The sequence below is a fragment of the Anaerolineales bacterium genome, from assembly GCA_003105035.1.
Classification (GTDB): domain Bacteria; phylum Chloroflexota; class Anaerolineae; order Anaerolineales; family UBA4823; genus FEB-25.
On sequence record PQAL01000043.1, the window covers coordinates 184,929 to 204,672 of the forward strand.

The window sequence follows — 19,744 nt, forward strand, 5'->3', positions numbered from 1 at the left end:
GACTCTGCCGGTTTGTATAACACCTAGCTGGTCAAAAATTCGCGGACGACCTCGACAGCCATGCGGTTCTCTTCCTTGGTGCCAATGGTGATGCGGAACCAGCCGTCTGAGCCGTATTTTTCGGTTTCGGGGCGGAAGATGAGACCCTTCGATTCAGCAAAAGCCACCATATCTTTCCCCTTCTTGCCAGTTGCCCCACAGTCAAACAGGATGTAGTTGGCCTTGGACGGGAAGATGACCAGGTTGGGGACTTCACTGAGAGCTTCGGTGATGTAATCCACCTCGGCGTTGTTGAACTTCACGCGGAAAGCCAGCGCTTCTGTATCTTCCAGGGCAGCCAGGGCAGCCCACATGGGGATGGTGCCCACATTCCACGGGAGCAAGGCAGCTGAAATCTGACCGATCACATCCTTGTCACCCATGGCATAGCCAAAGCGCAAGCCTGCCAGGCCGTAAGCCTTGGAAAGCGTGCGGGTGACAAGCACGTTCTTATACTTCTTGGTCAACTCCACCTGTGACAGCTTCAACCCGGCATACTCGACATAAGCTTCGTCGACGATGAAGGGGATACCGGTCTCGGCAATGCGCACGAAGTCCTTGGCATCCATGAAATTCCCGGTGGGATTGTTAGGATTGGCGATCACGATGATCTTGGTTTTATCGGTGATAGCCTTGAGGATCCCATCGGCATCGTAGTGCATGTATTTATCCTTGTAAACCATGGGGACACTGACCATCTTGCCACCCAGGATGGTGCCGCGCAGCTTGTAAATGCCGAAGCAGGGTGTGTGCTGGATGACCTCTTCCCCAGGTGCCAGGAAACAGCGGAAGATATTGTCATAAACCTCGCTGGAGCCATTGCCAAGCATCACATTTTCGGGGCCAGCCAGGTTGTTGATCTCGGCAATCTTACCGCGCACCACCAAGCCCTGGTCAGGATAGCGGTTGGCCATCTTGGCATACTTGATCAGCGTCTCCAAAACTTTCTCGGACGGTGGGTTAGGGTTCTCATTGGACATCATGCGGTGTAGCTCGGGTTTTCGCCAGGCCAGCTCAATGTGACCTGAGACGTACATGGGGATGCCTTTCACCCAGGGAACATAATATTCGTCGATATTCTTCATTGCTATCTTTATACTCCTAGATAATTTTAATTTAAACTATCAAGCGTGGGTCGCTGTTGATCCATGCCTTATGTTCATTATTTTTGAATGGTTAAGCTTTACCCGCACTGCCAAGCATGTCAATCCAGTGGCTGACTGCCCCACGGATCGCATTCCTGACGGCTGCATCGACCTTGCCGGGATCGTATTCCTCGCGGTGCGTGTTGATGTAATCATACTGGGCATCGATCATGGTGCGTTTCAGTTCGGTCGACACATTGAATTTCGCCCCACCCATCTCGATCAGCTTCTTGATGTAATCTTCGGGTAAACCCGTACCTCCGTGCACCACCAGGGGGGTCTTGATCGTCTTGCCGTTGAGTAGCTGGTTGATCTCGCCCAGGCGCTCAAAATCGACCTTGGGGTTCTTGGTCTTGTATACACCATGGGCGGTGCCAATGGCAGGGGCAAAGATATCCAACCCGGTGCGCTCGACGAACTCAACTGCCTGGATGGGATTAGCCAGCTGGGTCTCATCTTCAGCTACCTTGATCTGGTCTTCAACACCGCTGACGGTGCCCAGCTCGCCCTCGACAGAAATGTTCCCAAGCTTGTGGCAATAATCGACCACCTCCTTGGTCTGCTGGATGTTCTCGTCAAAGGATTTCTTGGAAGCATCGATCATGATATTCGTATAGCCGGCATCCGCGCATATCTTGCAGTGTTCGACTTCCGTACAGTGGTCGAGGTGCAGGCAAATGGGGATCGGCGCAGATGAAGCGATGGTCTTATAGACTGCCACCAGCACATCAACCCCCAAGAACTTGGAAGGCTTGACCGAAGTCTGGATGATGAGTGGCGCTTTTTTGGCAACAGCTGCCTCGATCACCCCTTCCATCTGGTTGATATCGGTGATATTGAAGGCGCCAACGGCGTATTTCCCCTTGGCAGCTTCCACCATGATTTCTTTCGCGTTGACAATCGACATATTTACCTCCTTAGTAAATGGATGTCATGGATATTGGATAATAATGATTCCTACCTTATTGGCGCAGGTTCATTCTATCATGAATAAATCCTTCAAGACCAGTGAAACCCTTGGGGAAGGTTTCCACAGTGCTGAGCGTAGAAGGATGGTCGTTAAACTGCTCCACTGGGCTACTGGTGCGTCGAGACGTAGTGTTGAGCCCACCACTAACTGATTACGCTTTGATTCTTTCTCCCTTTGGATCCCACAAGGGTGACTGGACAACAACTGCACCCACCTGTTCTCCAAAGAATTCAACCTTAAATTCAGTGCGTGCTTTGGCATACTCAACGGGCAAGTAGGCATAGATGATGCTTTTTTCTACTGAATAGCCATATCCACCGGCAGCTACCCAGCTGATAGCCTTACCCTCCTTGGTGCGGATGGGTTCCTTACCAAGGGCAATGGTGCGGCTGTCATCGAGTGTCAGACAGCACAATTTACGAGTGACCCCGCTTTTCTTCTGGTCCAGCAGGGCTTCCTTGCCAATGAACTCCGCTTTGTCCAGCTTGACAGCAAAACCCAGGCCGGCTTCCAGGGGAGTGTAATCGGGGCTGATCTCGCTGCTCCAATATCGATAACCTTTTTCCAGCCTGAGTGTGTCGATGGCTTTGTATCCGGCAGCCACCAGTCCTTCGGGTTGGCCGGCTTCCCATAGAGTATCCCATAGGCGCAAGCCGAATTCCATGGGGCCGTAAAACTCCCAGCCGAGCTCACCCACATAGGTCACGCGGCTGGCCAGCACGGGTACATCCCCGACCATGATGTGTTTGGCGGTCATATAGGGGAAACCCTCGTTGGAGACGTCTGCGCTGGTCACCTTCTCGAGGATCTTGCGTGCCTTGGGCCCCCACAAACCGAGGCAGACGTAAGACGAGCTGACATCTTCAATGGATACTGATCCATCCTCGGGCATGTTCAAGCGTAGCCAGGAAAGGTCGTGTTGACCGAAGGCGGTGCCGGTGATGATGAAGAAGCGATCCTCAGCCAGGCGGGTAACAGTGAAGTCGCACTCGATGCCGCCGCGTTTGTTCAGGCACTGGGTATAGACGATGGTACCCACCGGTTGGTCAATATCGTTGGCGCACAGGTGGTTGAGGAAAGCCAGGGCACCTGGACCGCGCACCTCAAATTTGTTGAAGGATGTCTCGTCGAATAAGCCGGCATTTGCACGAGTCATCAGGTGCTCATAGCCGATGGCACGCGACCAGTTGTGGTGTGACCAGCCTTTCGGCTCGTGCCCATGGCGAGCCTTTTCTTCATAGGGCTTGAACCAGTTGGGTCGCTCCCAGCCGGTCTTCTCACCGAAATGGCAACCCAGGGCCTGCAGGCGGGTGTAGGTCGGCGATAAGCGCAAGCCACGCCTGGACAAGCGTTCTTCGCTAGGGTAATGGATGTCGTAATATTGGGTGTAGGTCTCGATCGTACGCGCCACCGTGTAATCCTGGCTGTTGTAGTTGGAACCGAAACGGCGGACATCCAGGCGCCAGACATCCCACTCGGGGTGGCCGTCGATGATCCACTCAGCCATGGTCTTTCCAATTCCGCCCGCGCCAGCCAGCCCATGGGCACAAAAGGCGCAAGCCACCCAGAAGCCTTTGACAGAGGTTGGACCCAGTAAGAATTCGCCATCAGGGGTGAAGCCTTCCGGCCCGTTTAACAGCTGGATTACCTCAGCCGTCTCAACGGCGGGGACGCGTTTAATGGAGTTTTCCATGAGTGGGGTGAAACGCTCCCAATCGGGGGGGAGCAGCTTGTATTTAAAATCACGCGGGATACCTTTCAAGCCAAAGGGAGCCGGGTTGCGTTCGTAACCGCCGGTCACCAAACCGCCCACCTCCTCACGCCAGTAAACGAGCAAATCGGGGTCACGCAGGGTGGGAAAATCATGCCCCACGCCCTCGATCGGGCGCGTGATGATATACAGATGGGCCATGGGGACCACGGGCAGATTGAGGCCGACCATTTTCCCGACCTCACCACCCCACTGACCTGCCGCATTCACCACGACTTCGGTCTGGATGGTTCCCTGATCGGTTACCACGGCGTTGACCCGTCCGTTCTTCAGGGTGATCTTTTCTACGTTGGTATCGGTGAAGAATCGTGCCCCGCGCTTCTTTGCACCCATGGCTAGGGCATTGGTGAGCCCGGTCGGATCAATCACCCCATCATTGGGGGTATAGGCGGCGCCGACCACGCCTTCCATATTCATGAGAGGGAACAGGTCATATGCTTCCTTGGGGGAGACGAGCTGCATGGGGACGCCAAAGGATTGGGCCATGCCCACCAGCCGCTTGATATCCTCTAATCGTTCGGGAGACGAGGCCAGGCGTAGGCCACCCACCTCACGCCAGCCGGTATCCTGCTCAGTTTCCTGTTTCAGGCGCCTGTACAGGTCGGTGCTGTAGTGCATCATGCGGGTCAGGTTGGCATCCGAGCGCATCTGACCAACCAGACCAGCTGAATGCCAGGTGGAACCGCTGGTGAGCTCGTGCCGTTCGAGGACGACGACATCCTTCCAGCCCATCAAGGTGAGATGGTAAGCGATACTGCAGCCGCCGACACCACCACCGATGATGACGACCTGGGCATGAGTGGGAAGATTAGACATAATCAACTACCTCCTTGAAGAAATAAGTGCAGATTGGATTGGATAAGCAGAAATTTCATTAATGTTCATCAAGGTCATGTTCACTATGACGGATTTCCGACAATGATCAATGTTTCTATTTCTGCCAGATTGAATCGGGTTTGGCCATTTCGGCCACAATATCGAAAGACGAGATGATACCCAATGGAAAAGCCTGCGGATTCTCTCTGTCGATCACCACCAGACGGTGGTAGTGTTTCTGGATCATCAAGCTGGCTGCTTCCTGCAAGGGAGCATGCATATCTATGGTGAGGGGCGGGTGCATAATGTCGCGCACGGTCAGGTGCTCATCGACACCGCTCACCACATAGGGCAGCAAATCCTTTCCGCTGACCACACCCTCCGGTTTGCCCTGAGCATTCACCACCAGCACGGAACGCCATCCCGCCTGGGTCATGGTGCGCGCCGCCGAGATAATTGGAGTCTTATCCCGGCAGACCAGGATGGAATCGGACATTACATCCGCCACGATCTCGCGGCGGTGTTTTTCTTCCTGGGCAATGCTGGCCACGAAGTCTGATAATGAAACGACTCCTACCGGCACAGAATCCTCGGTGACTAACAGGCGCTGGATGTCCTTATCGACCAGCATACGGGCAGCGTCGTCCACAGGCACGTCAGCATCGACGGTTTCAATGGGGGTTGACATCAGCTCACCGGCGGTCAGCTTACGCATGGTCTTTAACCCTTGGGCATCGGTTGCCAGCCATTCGCCGGCCAGTAAGTCATAATCGGATATGATGCCCTGGGGGATGTTGACCAGATCGACCACGATCAGGGCATGGATATGCTCCTGGGTAAGCAACACTGCCACCTGGCCAAGGGTTGCATCAGGCCGGCAGGTGTGCAACCCGCGGTGCATGAGATCACGGACACGTTTTTTCATGGCTTACTCCTGCGTATGAACTTCATCAACGTCTTTGTACCACTTCACCCGATCGCCAACCCTGGCGCGTAAGCGCCAGGCCATGGATTTAGGTTCCTTTTCAATGCGGGCCAGGGCGCTACTAACCTGTGAAGCGACCTTCTCTTTTTGGTCTGGCATGAGCTGGTCGTACCCCTGGGCTAATTTAGATACTTTCTCAAGGTTCATGGTAGTGGTTCGCCACAACCCCCAGTCGTTACTGCACAGGCTGGCAATGTGTTTAATGTTGATCGTCTCTTTATCCTGATCACCAAAGGGATGCTCAAGTAACAGCATGATGGTATCGATCACATCTTTTTCGTTAATCTGCACGATCTGCATTTTTTCGAGCAGCATCTCTGCCAGGGGTATGCTCGGGTTATCAACTTCCAGGCGGTTGTTCCAATAGATCACATGGCTGAAAGACAGCTTATCAAAGAACACATCGATGTGGATGCCGATTTCTGGCCGCTCAAAGATAGCTCGATCGCCTGTTGAGACGATGAACACCTCGCGGTTCTCCTGGTAACCCAGGCCGGCCATTAACACGCGGGTTTCCTTGGTCTGCTTGCGATACGCCGCAAAATCAATATCAGTATAGCGGCGACCCATGGCAGCCTGAAGATAACCGAACTGTGGGCAGTGCATCTGGAAGGCCAGGGAGCCGATCACGCGCATGACAATGCCGGCCGCACTGCTGGCGGTGAGAATGCGTTTTAACTCATTCTCGAACTTTTCCCGTTCTGCACGATCCTGCTCACCCATCCCGACAGAACTGTTTAACATACCTTGCTCCTATGCTGAGAAACTGGCGTTGAGCTTGCGTTGAACTTGGTGGTAAATTGCTGTACGATGGGAAAATATGATAGCTATTATAATAAAAAAGCCAAAATCTTGCAAATTTCTTCAGATTCTAATATAATCTACCATGCGAAATTTCAATTCCCTTCACAGAACAACCGAATGAATATGTAACACAATGAGTAAATCTCTCATTCCAGCTCAGCGGCGAGAGCGTATCCAGGGGTATCTAGCTATCCACAAGATCGTCCGGATGGACGAATTGTCTCGGATGCTGAAGGCCTCCGAAGCGACGGTGCGGCGCGATCTGGAATGGTTGGAGCGTGAAGGTGTGCTGGAGAGAACCCATGGGGGAGCCATCCTCAGCCAGCGCATGACCTTGGAGCCTGAATATCTCCAACGGGCATCCATTAATCCAGACGAAAAACGGCAAATCGGTGAGCTGGCAGCCTCGCTCATTAATGATGGTGAAATGGTATTTATCAATAGCGGGACGACCACCGCCCAGGTGATTCGTAATATCCGCGCGAATGGCGGAATCAGTGTGTTCACCAATAATCTGGTGGCGGTGCTGGAGGGTGGCGGGACGGGCTGCAAGCCGTATTTGCTGGGAGGCGAATTCCAGCCGCATTCCAACTCGGTGGCGGGGCGATTCGCCCTGGAGAATCTGCGCCAGGTGTATGCCGACAAGGCGTTCCTGGGGGTGGATGGGATCAGCCTGATCCACGGCTGCACTGTGCCATCCAGCGCGGAAGCAGAGATCATCCGGCTGATGATCGAGCGGACCAAGGGGGAGATCTTTATCGTGGCTGACCATACCAAGTGGGGCGTCGTGTCAAATTTCCAGATCGCCACCATCGATGAGGTTGATCATCTTGTCACCGATGCCGAGATCGATCCTACCACGCTTGAATCGTTGGATGCACATTTAGTTAAAATTCACATTGCGAATGGGAAGGACAACCATAATTCCATGGAAAGGCGGAAGTAGTAGATGAAAGATCAAGCACGTGTCGTCGTTATCGGTGGGGGGATCGTGGGAGCAAATATTGCCTATCACCTGGCGAAAATGGGCTGGACAGACCTGGTGTTATTGGACAAGGGCGAGATTGCCAGTGGGGAATCCTCGCACGCCGCAGGGCTGGTGACCCAATTTGCCACATCGCAGACCCTGATGCAGTTCCGTAAATACAGCATCGAGCTCTACAGCGGGCTGAAGCTGTTTGACCACGTCGGCAGCCTGCGGGTGGCTTCCTCGCCCGACCAGCTGGTTGAGTTGCGCCGTAGTGTGAGCCGCGCCAAGGCAATCGGCATGGATGTGGAGATCATCTCACCTGAAGAGGCGCTTAAGATCATGCCCCAGCTGAGCAGGGAAAACCTGTATGGGGCGATCTATTTGCCCAGGGATGGCCAGCTCGACCCCTACATCACGACGACCACCATGGTGCGGTTGGCGCGCGAGATGGGCGTGGAGGTAAAAACCTGTACGCGTGTGACCGGGTTTGAGCTCTCACCTAAAGGCGAGATCCAACGTGTGCTCACCACCCAGGGAGCCATTCGCACGGAGATTGTGGTCAACGCCGCGGGCATGTGGGCACCCCAGGTAGCTGCTATGGCGGGGTTGCACATCCCCACCACCCCGGTTGACCACCAGCACATTGCACTGAAGGCAGTCAGTGGTCATGAATTTGCAGCCAGCACACCCTGCCTGAGGGATCCGGATAACCTGGTCTACATGCGCCAGGAAGCAGGAGGCCTGGTGATCGGAGGCTACGAACCCGACCCACTGGCACGCTGGATCGATGGGGTGCCCTGGGAGCATGGCGATGCAACCCTGCCGGCCGATTACAACCGCTTTGAGCAACTACTGGAAGGCGCCATCCGGCGTATCCCCTTCCTGGAGCAAGCGGGCATCATCACCCTGGTGTGCCATCCTGGTGCCTACACCCCCGATTGCCAGCCCATGCTTGGCCCGATGGCTGGGGTACGCGGCATGTGGATCGCAGCGGGCATGTCACTTAATGGTTACGGTGGGGCTGGTGGGATTGGCAAGCTGATAGCGGAATGGATCATAGGTGGCGAAGCGACCCAGGATGTGTATGCCTACCGGGCAACGCGCTTTGCCAATTATTATTCAGACCCCGAATATGCCTGCGAGCGAACGCGGGAGTGCGTAAAATATTACTACCGCCTGAGATTTCCAAATGATGAATATGAGTGGGTACGCCCGCACCGGGTGAGCCCCGTCCATTACCGCCTGCAGGAGATGGGAGCAGTCTTCGGCGAAAAATTTGGTTGGGAACGCGTGAATTACTTTGAATCAGATAAACCCTGGCGACGGATGGGTGAAGATCAGCGCAAGTGGGGTTGGAAGCAGCCGCCGTATTTTGAGTGGGTTGGTAAAGAGCATCAAGCGGCGCGTGAAGGGGTTGCCTTGTTCGACCTGACCTCCTTCGGCAAGATCGAGGTAAGCGGTGCCGGTGCGCTGAGCCTACTGCAGCGGGTGGCAGATAGCAACATTGACAAACCTGTGGGCTCAGCGATCTATACCCAATTCCTGAATTCACGCGGTGGGGTCGAAGCGGATGTCACCATCTCACGCCTGGCGGAGGATTGCTTCTGGGTCATCACGGGCTCGGCTTTCATCGGGAATGACCTGGCCTGGCTGCAGATGTACCAGCAGGAAGGTGATGGACCAATTAGCATTCGCGACATCACCCAGGAGTACGCCTGCTTGGCATTATGGGGGCCTAATGCACGCTTGGTCTTACAAAATCTCACCAGCGACGACATCTCTAACGAGGGGATGCCCTACCTGCACGCCGGCATGATCCAGATCAATGGGGTCAGCATCTGGGCACAGCGGGTGAGCTATATCGGCGAATTGGGCTGGGAGCTGTACATCCCCAATAACCGGGCCACGCCGGTGTGGGATGCTTTAATGAGCGTCGGTCAGGAATACGGCATACAACCAGGTGGTTATAAGGTGCTCGACACTCTCAGGCTGGAAAAGGGTTATCGTTATTACACCGCCGATGTGACCCAGCTTGAAACACCGTTTGAGGCAGGATTGGGCTTCTGTGTCGATCTCTCCAAGGAAAGCTTTATCGGCAAGGATGCACTGGTCAGGCAAAAACTGGCTGGCCTGCAACGCAAGCTGTGCACCCTGGTGCTAGATGCGAATACATATACCCAGATTTATGGAGGGGAGGCGGTATATTACCAGGGTAAGGTCATTGCCCGGGTACGCAGCGGTGGGTATGGGTATACACTTAAGCAGAATATCCTGTATGCTTACCTGCCCGTGGAGCTAGCTAAAACCGGCACCGCCTTGGAGCTTGACCTGGTCGAAGGCCGCTACCCGGGAAAGGTGACCCCCATGGTGCTATTCGATCCCAAGGGAGAGCGCGTAAGGGCTTGATCCATTCTTAATAATTAGTATCTGTACCCGTGCGAGGTGTTCCTATGGAGACACAAGAAGCACAGAAAATAAAAGCACTGTTGGAAAGCCGCCAGCCAAACCATGGCCTGCCAAGACCGTTCTACCACGATGAGCTGCTTTACCAGGCGGAAATGGAAGCGATTTGGCGGCAAGGCTGGCTCTTCGCCGGGCATTCCTGCCAGATCCCCAACCCGGGTGATTATTTCCTTTACAACGTGGAAGGCGATTCGGTCATCGTCGTACGGGGGAATGACGGGCAGGTTAACGCCCTCTACAATGTATGCCGTCATCGTGGCAGCGTGATCTGCCAGGAAGCTGAAGGAAGTCTCAAGCGCTTCATCTGCCCTTACCACCAGTGGACCTACGACCTCAGCGGAAACCTGCTGCTCCAACGCGGCATGCAGGAGGACCTGGATAAATCGCAGCTTGGCCTGCACCAGGCCTATGCCAGGGAAGTGGAAGGGATGATCTTCATCAGCCTGGCTGAGACTCCGGTTGATTTCAACCCAGTAGAAAAGGCCATTGGCCCGGTTGCCAAACCTCAAGGTTTGGCACGTGGGAAAGTAGCTAAGATCATGGATTTTGATGTGAAGGCTAATTGGAAGCTGGTGTGGGAAAACAACCGCGAGTGCTATCACTGCAATGTAAACCACCCCCAGTACATCAAAGCCAACTTTGACCACTATAACGCCGATAATGCCATCCCACGCGTGGTTGAGCACCTGAAAAGGGTTACCACCCGCCTTGAATTCAAGCTGGCCGCCCAGGGCATGTCTCTTCGGGAGGAGACAGGGATGACTGAGTTCCCTGACCCCGAGCGTGGAATCTGGTATGCTGCCAACCGCACGCCATTAGTGGAAGGCTACGTCAGCGAATCGATGGATGGCAAGCAGGTTGCGCCCCTGATGGGTGATTACACCGATCCGGAGGTAGGCACCCTGCGCATCCGCTCCTTGCCGAATTTCTGGATTCACGCCAGCTGTGACCATAGCGTGGCGGTGCGCCTCACCCCGCGCGGCCTTGCCAATACCGATATCCGCATGATCTGGCTGGTGGACGGAAAAGCTCAGGAAGGCAAGGATTACGAGCTGGATAAACTATTGCCCTTCTGGTTATTAACTGCTCAGCAGGATTGGCACATCTGCACCAACCAGCAGGCGGGCGTCAACTCGCATGCCTATTCGCCTGGACCGCTCTCGAAGTATAAAGAGTACAACCTCGACCGGTTTCTCCGCTGGTATCTTCAGGAGATGAGGAATCACATCGAGAAATGAGTGAGCAAAAGCCCGTTTACGTCGGTTTTGGTATGCTTACCCCGGTGGCTATCATGGTGGTGGAGCAGCTGCCAGCACACAATTGCGGGGCGCTGGTCAAAGAGGTCAGCGAGTTCGTCTTTGATGATGCTGCCATTGTGGCCTGCCTGCTGCGCCAGTGGGATCTGCCGACCGCCATGATTGGGACCACCGTCGGCGACGACCCGCGTGGTCACCTGCTGGCGAAGCAACTCCATGACTGGGGCGTAAGCGGGGAAGTGCGTTTCTCCACCGAGATCAGCACCCCATGGGAAGTGGATGTCTCGGATGAGACTGGGGCACGAACCTACTTCTGGCAGCGGCCTGAAAAAGTACTGGATACACTGGATAGCGCAGACCTGTCGTTGATCGAAGGGGCGCGCATGCTGTATGTGGACTGGTACGATGGAGAGCACATCGTGCGCGCTATGGATGAAGCCAGACGGGTAAACGTGCCGGTGTTTTTAAATTTTGAGTACGGCCATTTTGACCTTGATCTTCTGAAGCGCTACGCGGGGCGAGCTACGATCTGCCAGGCGGTGACCGATGAAGCCCAACACGGCAACGTGCCTGCCATGGAAATTGCCCACAAGCTGCTGGCAGCCGGCGTGCAGACGGTGCTGATCACCATGGCCGAGGAAGGCTGCCTGGGCGTTCAGGGGGAGCAGGCGGCACGCATTTATGCCCCCAAGATGCATGTGGTGGATGGCTGCGGGGCCGGAGCGACTTTCTCTGCTGGGTATATTTTTGGTTATTTACGGGGGTGGAGCCTGTTGGAGTCTTTGCGCTTTGCCACCGCAGCTGCCTCCCTGAAAGTCACTCGCCCTGGGCTGAAGATGTTCCCCGTAGCACAAATTCAAGAATTGGCTGCCCAGCTGCGCGCCGAGCAGACGGTACCCACTGACGATGCACCCAAAAGGAGCGACGATTGATCAATTTTGCCACCCTACTTACCCCGGAACAAGTTAAGCGTACCCACACCGCCTCACTGGAGATCCTTGAGAATGTTGGTCTGCTGGTGCGGAACGAGGAGGCGCGCGCAATCTTCAAACGCTGCGGCTGCCAGGTGGATGGGGAGAGCCAAATCGTGCGCTTCTCACCGGCAGTGGTTGAGAAGTTTGTGCGTATGCTGCCACCTACCTTCACTTTTTACGGCCGCGATCCGCAGTTTGACCGCACTTTGCCTCAAGACGGACCGGTGATTGTCACCGGTAGCTCAGCACCCGAAGTGATTGACCCGCTGAGCGGAAAAGCCCGCCGGGCGCGTTCGGATGATATTGCCCGTATCGCTCACCTGATCAACGCTTTACCCGCCTACGATGTATTCTCAGTCTCAACCCTGGCCGATGATGCTCCACCGGGTCAATTTACCCTGGCCCGCCTGTACCCGGCCTTGAAGTACTGCACCAAGCCGGTACGCAGTACCACCAAGGATATGGAGGATATCCAGGCAATTATGCGCCTGCTGTATGCCATCGCGGGGAGCGAAGCTGCCTACCGTGAGCATCCCTTTGTGACCCATCATTACTGCCCGGTGGTGTCACCCCTGACGATGGACCACTTATCCACGCAGGCGATGATTTACTTTTGCAGGCAGGGCCTGCCGGTTTATCCAAGTATCGTGCCCAATGCCGGTCTCACTTCACCGATGTCAATGGCGGGTACTCTGGCCCAGGGCAACGCAGAATTCCTGGCAATTTCAGTGTTGTTGCAGATGGTGAAGGAAGGCAGCCCGACGATCTACGCCACCCTGCCGACGGTTGCCGACATGCGCACCGGAGCCTACGCTTCGGGCGGGATTGAATGCGGCATGCTGCACATAGCATTTGCCCAGATGGCCCGCTTTTACAACGTGCCCTGCGGAGGGTATATTGGCCTGTCCAATTCCAAGATCAACGATGCCCAGTCGGGTTATGAGACCGGCATGTCGACCGTGGCAGGTGTGTTAGGAGGGGCTGATATGCTCAATATGGGCGGCCTGTTGGATGCCCTCAAGGCCTTCGATTTCGCCAAAGCGGTCATCGACGATGAGATCGCCCAGATGCTCAAACGCCTGAAGCGGGGCATCCAGTTTGACGAGGAGGAGCTGGGGCTGGAGGTGATTGCCCAGGTGAAACCGAGCGGGTCGTTCATGCTCAGCCAGCACACCAAAAAACGCATGAAAACCGAAGCCCTGCTTACCAAACTAGCCGATCGAGATGCGCGCGAAACCTGGGAGAAGAAAGGCTCACTCGATACGCATGCACATGCCATGGGGCGTATGCGCGAAATCCTGACCACTGGAAGTACGGTGGTATTTCCCGAAGATGTCGAGCGGCGTATCCGCTTCGAGTTCAGAGACCTAGTCTCGGGAAACCTGGAGATGCCCATGGGGTTTCAGGATTAAAATATGTGCAGTACAACCTGCACACTGGCAGGAGAGGAATAACCGATGAAATTATATTTCGCTACCGACGTACACGGCTCGGAGGTTTGTTGGAAGAAATTCCTGGCCGCCAGTAAATTTTATGAGGTGGACACCCTGGTGTTGGGGGGTGACATGACCGGGAAAGCCATCATCCCGATTATCTCCCAGGGCGGTGACGATTATAAGGTAACCCTGCTGGAGCAGGTGACGATCCTGCACGGGAAAGAAGAAGTAGATCGGATGGTGCAAACCATCCAGAACCGGGGTTACTACCCGTATGTGACCGATCCCGACGAAGTTCAGGCGCTCGTATCCACCCCTGGCAGGCAGGATGCACTGTTCATGGAGCAGGTGCTCAAAACCATCCAGCGCTGGATGGACTATGCTGACGCCAAACTTGCTGGAACGGGCATCCAATGTTTCGTCTGCCCGGGCAACGACGATGTGTTTGAGATTGACCCTGTCATTGCAGCTTCAAAGTACGTGCGCAGCCTGGAGGGCGAGGTGGTGACGTTGGATGAGCACCACGAAATGGCCAATTCGGGCTGGTCAAACCCAACCCCGTGGAACACACACCGAGAAGAACCTGAGGAAGCCTTACTTAAACGGCTGGAAGACATCATCAGCAAGGTTAAGAATCCTTCCCAGGCAATCTTCAACTTTCATGCTCCCCCTTTCGGCAGTGGATTGGATGAAGCCCCTGAGCTTACCAAGGATCTCCGCCCGGCCTATGCAGGCCGTTCAATGATCCCGGTTGGAAGCCATGCGGTGATGAAAATGATCGACAAATATCAACCACTATTGGGTTTGCATGGCCATATCCACGAGGGCAAGGGTACACGAAAATACAAGAAGACCCTGTGTGTCAACCCTGGCAGCATGTATGAACAGGGTATGTTGAATGGTTTAGTCATCGAATTAAAACCCCAAAAGGTGGGTAACTATTTACTTACCACGGGATAGGTTCGTGGAGGGTGCTTGGAAAGGAGGCAATTATCCGGGATTGATGTTTGTATAAGCAGAAGGTCAGGTCCGAAGGTTTTTCTCGTCCAAAGCTTCCAGGTAGTTCGGAAGCTACATAACCAAAAAGGAGAATGCAATGAGTGACGTTTCTCTATTCGTTCGCAAAGCAAGCGGCCTGGTAAGGGCCTGGTCGGTGTTTGATGCGTTCATTTACTCCACTTTCTCTATCAATCTGATCACTCTCGGGCTTTTTATCTTCTCTTATTGTTATTATTTTGGGGGCAGTTTGATCAGTGGGGTGGTGATTGGAGCCATCTTCACCATATTTGAAGTGATTGTATATGCCAGCCTGATCTCAGCCATGCCGCGTGCTGGTGGTGATTACGTTTGGCAGAGCCGTATCCTGAACCGGGCGATCGGCTTCATCCTGGCTGTCACAGGTTGGTGGTTCATCCTGTGGCTGTGGACCCCTCTCTATGGCCAGATGCTGACCTACGAGGTTTATACACCGCTGCTTGCCATTGCAGGTTTCAAGGATGCTGCCCTCTGGTTCTTAACAAACACAGGGCAGTTTGTCGGCATGGCTTCCGTATGCTTGATCGTGTTTATTTATATTGCCATAGGTATGAAATGGTATGCCCGTATCCAGAAGTTCTGCTTCTGGGGTGGGCTGGTCGGCCTGGCGATCGTTTTCGGTCTGCTACTGTTTGGCAACCATGACACTTTCGTGGCTAATTACAATTCCATGGCCCCCATGTTCGGTGCGCAAGGTGGAGATGTGTACGCAGCCACCATGCAGGCGGGTGCAGACGCAGGGACGGTCGCTGGACCTTTATTCCCACTCGCTATCGGTGCCAGCATGTTGTTAGTGCCCATGCTCACTTTCTTCAACCTGTGGCCAAACTGGGGTTCCACCCTATATGGTGAGGTGCGCGGCGCTTCAGATTACAAGCGTAATTTTATGGGCATGTTCATGGCCATTGTGGTCACTACGGTAGGTGCGGTTATCTTCTTCCTGCTGATCGGCAAGACCATCGGCTGGGATTTCTATAACAATTCCAATGGCGCCTTCTGGAATTGGGGTTTTGGCTACACCACTACCCCACCACCATTACCCATCTGGCCTTACCCGGCTCTGTTTGCCACCTTCCTGGTCAAGAGCCCGGCGATCATGTTCATCGTGGTGCTATTGATGAGCCTGTGGTGGTTCGGCTGGTCCGGAACACTCTTTCTGAGCTCAACCAGGGTGATCTTTGCGGCTGCCATCGACCGCATGCTACCTGAGTGGGTCTCAAAAATTGAACCTCGCACCAAGACACCCCTCTTTGCCTTGCTGCTCATGGTGATCCCAGCGCTGATCATCTCATACTTGTATGCCTTTAAGATATTTAATTTCAATACCCTGGCGCTGGACGCCACGGTGGTCATCGCCATCACCTTCTTCGGTTCAACAGTTGCCGGGATCATCATGCCCTGGAGAGCCAAGGATGTGTTTGACGGATCTCCTATCGCTAAGTATAAGGTACCCATCTGGCTAGGTTGGATCGTAACGATCGCTTATGGATTGTTCTCGATCTACCTCATTTATATTTCGTTCAAGTACGGTTGGTCGGTGCTAAGTGGCTTAAGCGCGGTTGCTGCAGGTGGCACCACCTGGTTTGTGGTGCTTATGCTGGCGATACTTACCATTATCAACGCGGTAATATTGATATGGATCTTCTTCCACGTAGTCAAGGGCATCACCGCGAGTCAAGCCATGCCTGTTATTACCCTGGCAGGTTTGATCTTCCTGGGCTTTCTCGACTGGTTGCTGGTTATGTGGTTTTGGGATCCACAGACTGCAGATGGAATAGCAAGTTATGCCATTGGTTGGTCAAACGTTAATTCGATGATCTTCATGCTGATAAACTACATCGTTGCGGCTGCGATCTATTTCGGCTTCAGCGCTTACCGGCGGAGACAGGGTATTCAGATCGAGAAAGTTTACAAGGAAATCCCGGTTGAGTAGAAAACAGGTAAGAGGCGTTGTGGAGAAATATGAGAAACAGGCAATTCGCTGTAAAAACACTCTCCAAACTAGATTAATTGTGGTTTAATTATGGAATTCACAATTAGAACGCCTCTTACCCAAAAAAGCATCACCTGTCTCTATCTCGTTGCTTAATAAAAATATGTTTGAAAATAAAGGCAAGATGGGAGGTGGATCCGACAAATATTGCCCATGTTCCTGTTCAACCATAGATGTTTGATCTATTCATAACAATATTACGAGGAGAGAATAAGAATATGCTACACAGAAAGCTCGCATTATCAGTAATTTCGATTCTTTTAATTATCACCTTTGTGCTGTCCGGATGCGGTGGTGCTGCAGCCCCAGATGTCGCTGAAGGATATACTGGCACTGTGGTAAAAAGTGTTCCACAGGACCTGGTGGATGCCTGCAAAAAAGAAGGCGGGATGACCATCATCGCCACCCCTCCCGACTGGGCGAACTATGGCGAGATTTTTGCTGACTTCCAGACTACTACCGGTGTCAAGATTAACTCCCTCGACCCGAATGCCGGCTCGGCCGATGAATTAGCCGCCATCGAAGCCAACAAGAACAACAAAGGTCCACAGGCTCCGGATATCGTCGATGTCGGTTACGCCTATGGGGCGACCGGTATGGCATCAGGCTATTACATGCCATATAGGGTTACCACCTGGGACAAAATCCCCGACACTTTGCTAGGCATTCCTGCAAAGGACCCCAATGGTTTCTGGACCGGTGGCTACTATGGCGTGATGGTCTTCTTGGTGAACACTGCAGTCGTGCAGAACGTCCCCCAAAATTGGGCAGACCTGCTTAAACCCGAGTATAAAGGACAGGTTGCATTATCCGGCCCTGCCACCACCTCCAACCAAGCGATCCAGATCATTTATGCTGCTGGCTTGGCCAACGGCGGTACGCTGGATAACGCTCAGCCCGGTCTCGATTTCTTCAACGAATTAAACAAGGTTGGTAACTTTGTTCCGGTGGTTGCTAAGGTAGGAACTGTTGCCCAAGGCGCCACTCCCATCACTCCATTCTGGGACTATCTGGCCTTTGGTTACCGCGATTCATTCGCTGGTAATCCTCCAGTGCAGGTTGTTTATCCCTCCCCAACCATTGCCAGTATGTACGTGCAGGCCATCAGCGCCTATGCGCCCCACCCCAACTGTGCTAAAGTCTGGATGGAGATCCTCCACTCTGATGAGGGTCAGCTGGCCTGGATGAAGGGCTATGCTCATGGCGTGCAGCAGGCGGATCTGGAAGCCCGCGGAGTGATCCCAGCTGACTTAGCAGCCAAATTACCCGCTTCAAGTTCTTATGCCTCAGCAGTAGCTCCCAGCCCTGCCCAGCTTGAAGCAGCCACTACGCTGATCAAATCAGGCTGGATGACAACCGTTGGTGTGGCTCAATCCACTGCCACGCCCGAACCAACTCCGTAAATCGGTCATGACCGTTTCAGATGCAGTAAAGCGGGACGCGCCACAGGCGCGTCCCGCTCGAACCAAAGTATCCTGGGCGTGGCTGGGAGTCCTGCCTTTCTTCATATTTACCTTCCTTTTCCTTATCTATCCATCTTCGACCATCGTTATCCGAAGTTTTCAAGATTCGGTCACCAAAGCCTTTACCTTTGAAAATATCAATAAATTACTCCATTCTCAGTATTTGATCCAATCGTATTGGATTAGCATCAAGCTGAGTCTGATTACAGCTCTGGGCGGCGGTTTTTTTGGCTTCCTGCTGGCCTATGCAGCCATCCGGGGTGGGCTGCCAAAATCGATGTATGCGGCATTGATGACATTTTCAGGGGTGGCCTCCAACTTTGCCGGTGTGCCCCTGGCATTCGCCTTCATTGCCCTGTTGAGCCCTACCGGGTTATTAATTGGCTGGATGAGGGCACTTGGGTATAACCCTTATTTCCATGGTTTCACCCTGTACACATTCACCGGATTAGCCATTGTCTATATGTATTTCCAATTCCCCCTGATGGTGCTGGTGATTGCCCCTGCCATAGAAGGCATGCGCCGTGAGTGGCTGGAAGCTTCCGAAAACCTGGGAGCCAGTTCATTTCAATACTGGCGTTATGTGGCTTTACCCATTTTAGGGCCAGCTCTTTTAGGAACCATGATCTTGCTGTTTGGAAATGCCTTTGGGGCATATGCCACCGCCCAGGCCCTTACCGGTGGGCAGATCAACCTGGTAACGATTGTGATCGGCTCGGAGCTGCGTGGGGATGTATTGGGCAATGCCGGAGTAGGCTATGCCTTATCCCTGGGAATGGTGGTTATCATGGCTTTAGCAATTGTTGGGTATACCGCCCTGCAGAGGCGGACAGAGAGGTGGCTGCGATGAAGCGGGGCAAATTCTGGGCCTGGTTCATCATGTTCCTGGGTATCCTTTATTTCTTCCTGCCCCTGGTTGCAACCTTTATCTTTTCATTGAAAGCCAGGTTGGGTGAGCTGAGTTTTCAAGCTTATTTCAATATCTTCAAAAGCCCTCAGTTTTTATACAATTTTGGAGCATCAGTAGTTTGGGCAACTTTTACGATCATCGTTGGGATCTTGATATTCGTTCCAACTGCGTTCGTAATCCGCCTCCGGGTGCCAAAAGCGCGTAGTCCGGTTGAGTTTATCACCTTGCTGCCCTTCGTAATTCCTCCAATTGTGTATGTCTTCGGTCTCGTGCGGACTTACAGCCAACCGCCACTCTTGATTGTGGATAATCCCGCGTTGCTTGTTGCAGCATACACGATACTGTCCATGCCCTACATGTATCGCTCTGTGGATACGGGAATACGAGCAATCGATGTACGTACATTGACTGAAGCAGCCCAAAGCCTTGGTGCCAGTTGGCCCACGATAATATTGCGAGTGATTCTGCCGAATATCCGCACCGCCATCTTGAGTGGAGCTTTTCTTAGTTTTGCCATTGTAATCGGTGAGTTAATTCTCGCCGGTTACCTTGTCAAACCTGCCTTTGCCCCGTACATGGCTTATGTGATGCAGCAAAAGGCCTTTGAGCCAGCCGCCATGGCTATCGTCAGCTTTGCCCTCACCTGGATTGCCATGGGCATCATCCAGCTTATTGGCCGTGGTCGAGGTGTTCAGGTTGGTGCTGGACATTAAA

15 protein-coding genes are annotated in these 19,744 nt (G+C 53.6%); 10 read left to right on the forward strand and 5 right to left on the reverse strand.

Annotation, left to right across the window (positions count from 1 at the left end):
• Window positions 1-23: 23 nt before the first annotated feature.
• The 5 genes from C3F13_19440 to C3F13_19460 form a co-directional block, all read right to left on the reverse strand.
• A complete protein-coding gene (locus C3F13_19440; protein ID PWB49570.1) occupies window positions 24-1,124 on the reverse strand; it encodes a hypothetical protein in 1,101 nt (366 codons plus the stop codon).
• A 91-nt stretch (window positions 1,125-1,215) separates the two neighbouring features.
• A complete protein-coding gene (kbaY, locus tag C3F13_19445) occupies window positions 1,216-2,091 on the reverse strand; it encodes a tagatose-bisphosphate aldolase (protein ID PWB49571.1) in 876 nt (291 codons plus the stop codon).
• Window positions 2,092-2,305: 214 nt separating this feature from the next.
• A complete protein-coding gene (locus tag C3F13_19450; GenBank protein ID PWB49572.1) occupies window positions 2,306-4,741 on the reverse strand; it encodes a hypothetical protein in 2,436 nt (811 codons plus the stop codon).
• 115 nt (window positions 4,742-4,856) lie between these two features.
• The gene (locus C3F13_19455) at window positions 4,857-5,666 is read right to left on the reverse strand and encodes a hypothetical protein (protein ID PWB49573.1); all 810 of its coding nucleotides are present in this window, start codon (window positions 5,664-5,666) and stop codon (window positions 4,857-4,859) included.
• 3 nt (window positions 5,667-5,669) lie between these two features.
• Entirely contained in the window at window positions 5,670-6,470 is an 801-nt protein-coding gene (locus C3F13_19460) for a hypothetical protein (GenBank protein ID PWB49574.1), read from the reverse strand.
• Window positions 6,471-6,663: 193 nt separating this feature from the next.
• On the opposite strand from C3F13_19460, the gene C3F13_19465 reads away from it, so the two are divergent.
• From C3F13_19465 to C3F13_19510, 10 genes are all read left to right on the forward strand, one after another.
• Complete coding sequence (locus C3F13_19465; protein ID PWB49575.1) at window positions 6,664-7,476, forward strand: DeoR/GlpR transcriptional regulator; 813 nt, start codon at window positions 6,664-6,666, stop codon at window positions 7,474-7,476.
• A 3-nt stretch (window positions 7,477-7,479) separates the two neighbouring features.
• Window positions 7,480-9,906 (forward strand): FAD-dependent oxidoreductase, encoded by a 2,427-nt coding sequence (locus C3F13_19470; GenBank protein ID PWB49576.1) that lies wholly within the window; start codon window positions 7,480-7,482, stop codon window positions 9,904-9,906.
• A 44-nt stretch (window positions 9,907-9,950) separates the two neighbouring features.
• A complete protein-coding gene (locus tag C3F13_19475) occupies window positions 9,951-11,201 on the forward strand; it encodes a hypothetical protein (GenBank protein ID PWB49577.1) in 1,251 nt (416 codons plus the stop codon).
• Window positions 11,198-12,151, forward strand: coding sequence for a carbohydrate kinase family protein (locus tag C3F13_19480; protein ID PWB49578.1), 954 nt, complete (start codon window positions 11,198-11,200; stop codon window positions 12,149-12,151). The genes C3F13_19475 and C3F13_19480 overlap by 4 nt, the downstream gene beginning before the upstream one ends.
• Window positions 12,148-13,605 (forward strand): trimethylamine methyltransferase, encoded by a 1,458-nt coding sequence (locus C3F13_19485; GenBank protein PWB49579.1) that lies wholly within the window; start codon window positions 12,148-12,150, stop codon window positions 13,603-13,605. Before C3F13_19480 ends, C3F13_19485 begins: the two co-directional genes overlap by 4 nt.
• 45 nt (window positions 13,606-13,650) lie before the next feature.
• Window positions 13,651-14,589 carry a metallophosphoesterase gene (locus C3F13_19490; protein ID PWB49580.1) on the forward strand — a complete coding sequence of 313 codons (939 nt, stop codon included), beginning with the start codon at window positions 13,651-13,653 and terminating at the stop codon, window positions 14,587-14,589.
• 136 nt (window positions 14,590-14,725) lie between these two features.
• A complete protein-coding gene (locus C3F13_19495) occupies window positions 14,726-16,597 on the forward strand; it encodes a hypothetical protein (GenBank protein PWB49581.1) in 1,872 nt (623 codons plus the stop codon).
• Between the two features lie 278 nt (window positions 16,598-16,875).
• On the forward strand, window positions 16,876-18,060 hold the full coding sequence (locus C3F13_19500) for an iron ABC transporter substrate-binding protein (GenBank protein ID PWB49582.1): 1,185 nt from the start codon (window positions 16,876-16,878) through the stop codon (window positions 18,058-18,060).
• A gap of 7 nt (window positions 18,061-18,067) precedes the next feature.
• On the forward strand, window positions 18,068-18,970 hold the full coding sequence (locus C3F13_19505; protein PWB49607.1) for an acriflavin resistance protein: 903 nt from the start codon (window positions 18,068-18,070) through the stop codon (window positions 18,968-18,970).
• Entirely contained in the window at window positions 18,967-19,743 is a 777-nt protein-coding gene (locus C3F13_19510) for a spermidine/putrescine ABC transporter permease (protein ID PWB49583.1), read from the forward strand. Before C3F13_19505 ends, C3F13_19510 begins: the two co-directional genes overlap by 4 nt.
• Window position 19,744 lies beyond the last annotated feature (1 nt).

Excerpts from the sequence above, each read along its gene's own strand:
- C3F13_19490 (PWB49580.1), top strand. The coding sequence starts at position 13,651 with ATGAAATTATATTTCGCTACCGACGTACACGGCTCGGAGGTTTGTTGG.
- C3F13_19450 (PWB49572.1), bottom strand. The coding sequence starts at position 4,741 with ATGTCTAATCTTCCCACTCATGCCCAGGTCGTCATCATCGGTGGTGGT.
- C3F13_19480 (PWB49578.1), top strand. The coding sequence starts at position 11,198 with ATGAGTGAGCAAAAGCCCGTTTACGTCGGTTTTGGTATGCTTACCCCG.
- kbaY (PWB49571.1), bottom strand. The coding sequence starts at position 2,091 with ATGTCGATTGTCAACGCGAAAGAAATCATGGTGGAAGCTGCCAAGGGG.
- C3F13_19505 (PWB49607.1), top strand. The coding sequence starts at position 18,068 with ATGACCGTTTCAGATGCAGTAAAGCGGGACGCGCCACAGGCGCGTCCC.
- C3F13_19500 (PWB49582.1), top strand. The coding sequence starts at position 16,876 with ATGCTACACAGAAAGCTCGCATTATCAGTAATTTCGATTCTTTTAATT.
- C3F13_19465 (PWB49575.1), top strand. The coding sequence starts at position 6,664 with ATGAGTAAATCTCTCATTCCAGCTCAGCGGCGAGAGCGTATCCAGGGG.
- C3F13_19455 (PWB49573.1), bottom strand. The coding sequence starts at position 5,666 with ATGAAAAAACGTGTCCGTGATCTCATGCACCGCGGGTTGCACACCTGC.
- C3F13_19510 (PWB49583.1), top strand. The coding sequence starts at position 18,967 with ATGAAGCGGGGCAAATTCTGGGCCTGGTTCATCATGTTCCTGGGTATC.
- C3F13_19460 (PWB49574.1), bottom strand. The coding sequence starts at position 6,470 with ATGTTAAACAGTTCTGTCGGGATGGGTGAGCAGGATCGTGCAGAACGG.
- C3F13_19440 (PWB49570.1), bottom strand. The coding sequence starts at position 1,124 with ATGAAGAATATCGACGAATATTATGTTCCCTGGGTGAAAGGCATCCCC.
- C3F13_19495 (PWB49581.1), top strand. The coding sequence starts at position 14,726 with ATGAGTGACGTTTCTCTATTCGTTCGCAAAGCAAGCGGCCTGGTAAGG.
- C3F13_19470 (PWB49576.1), top strand. The coding sequence starts at position 7,480 with ATGAAAGATCAAGCACGTGTCGTCGTTATCGGTGGGGGGATCGTGGGA.
- C3F13_19475 (PWB49577.1), top strand. The coding sequence starts at position 9,951 with ATGGAGACACAAGAAGCACAGAAAATAAAAGCACTGTTGGAAAGCCGC.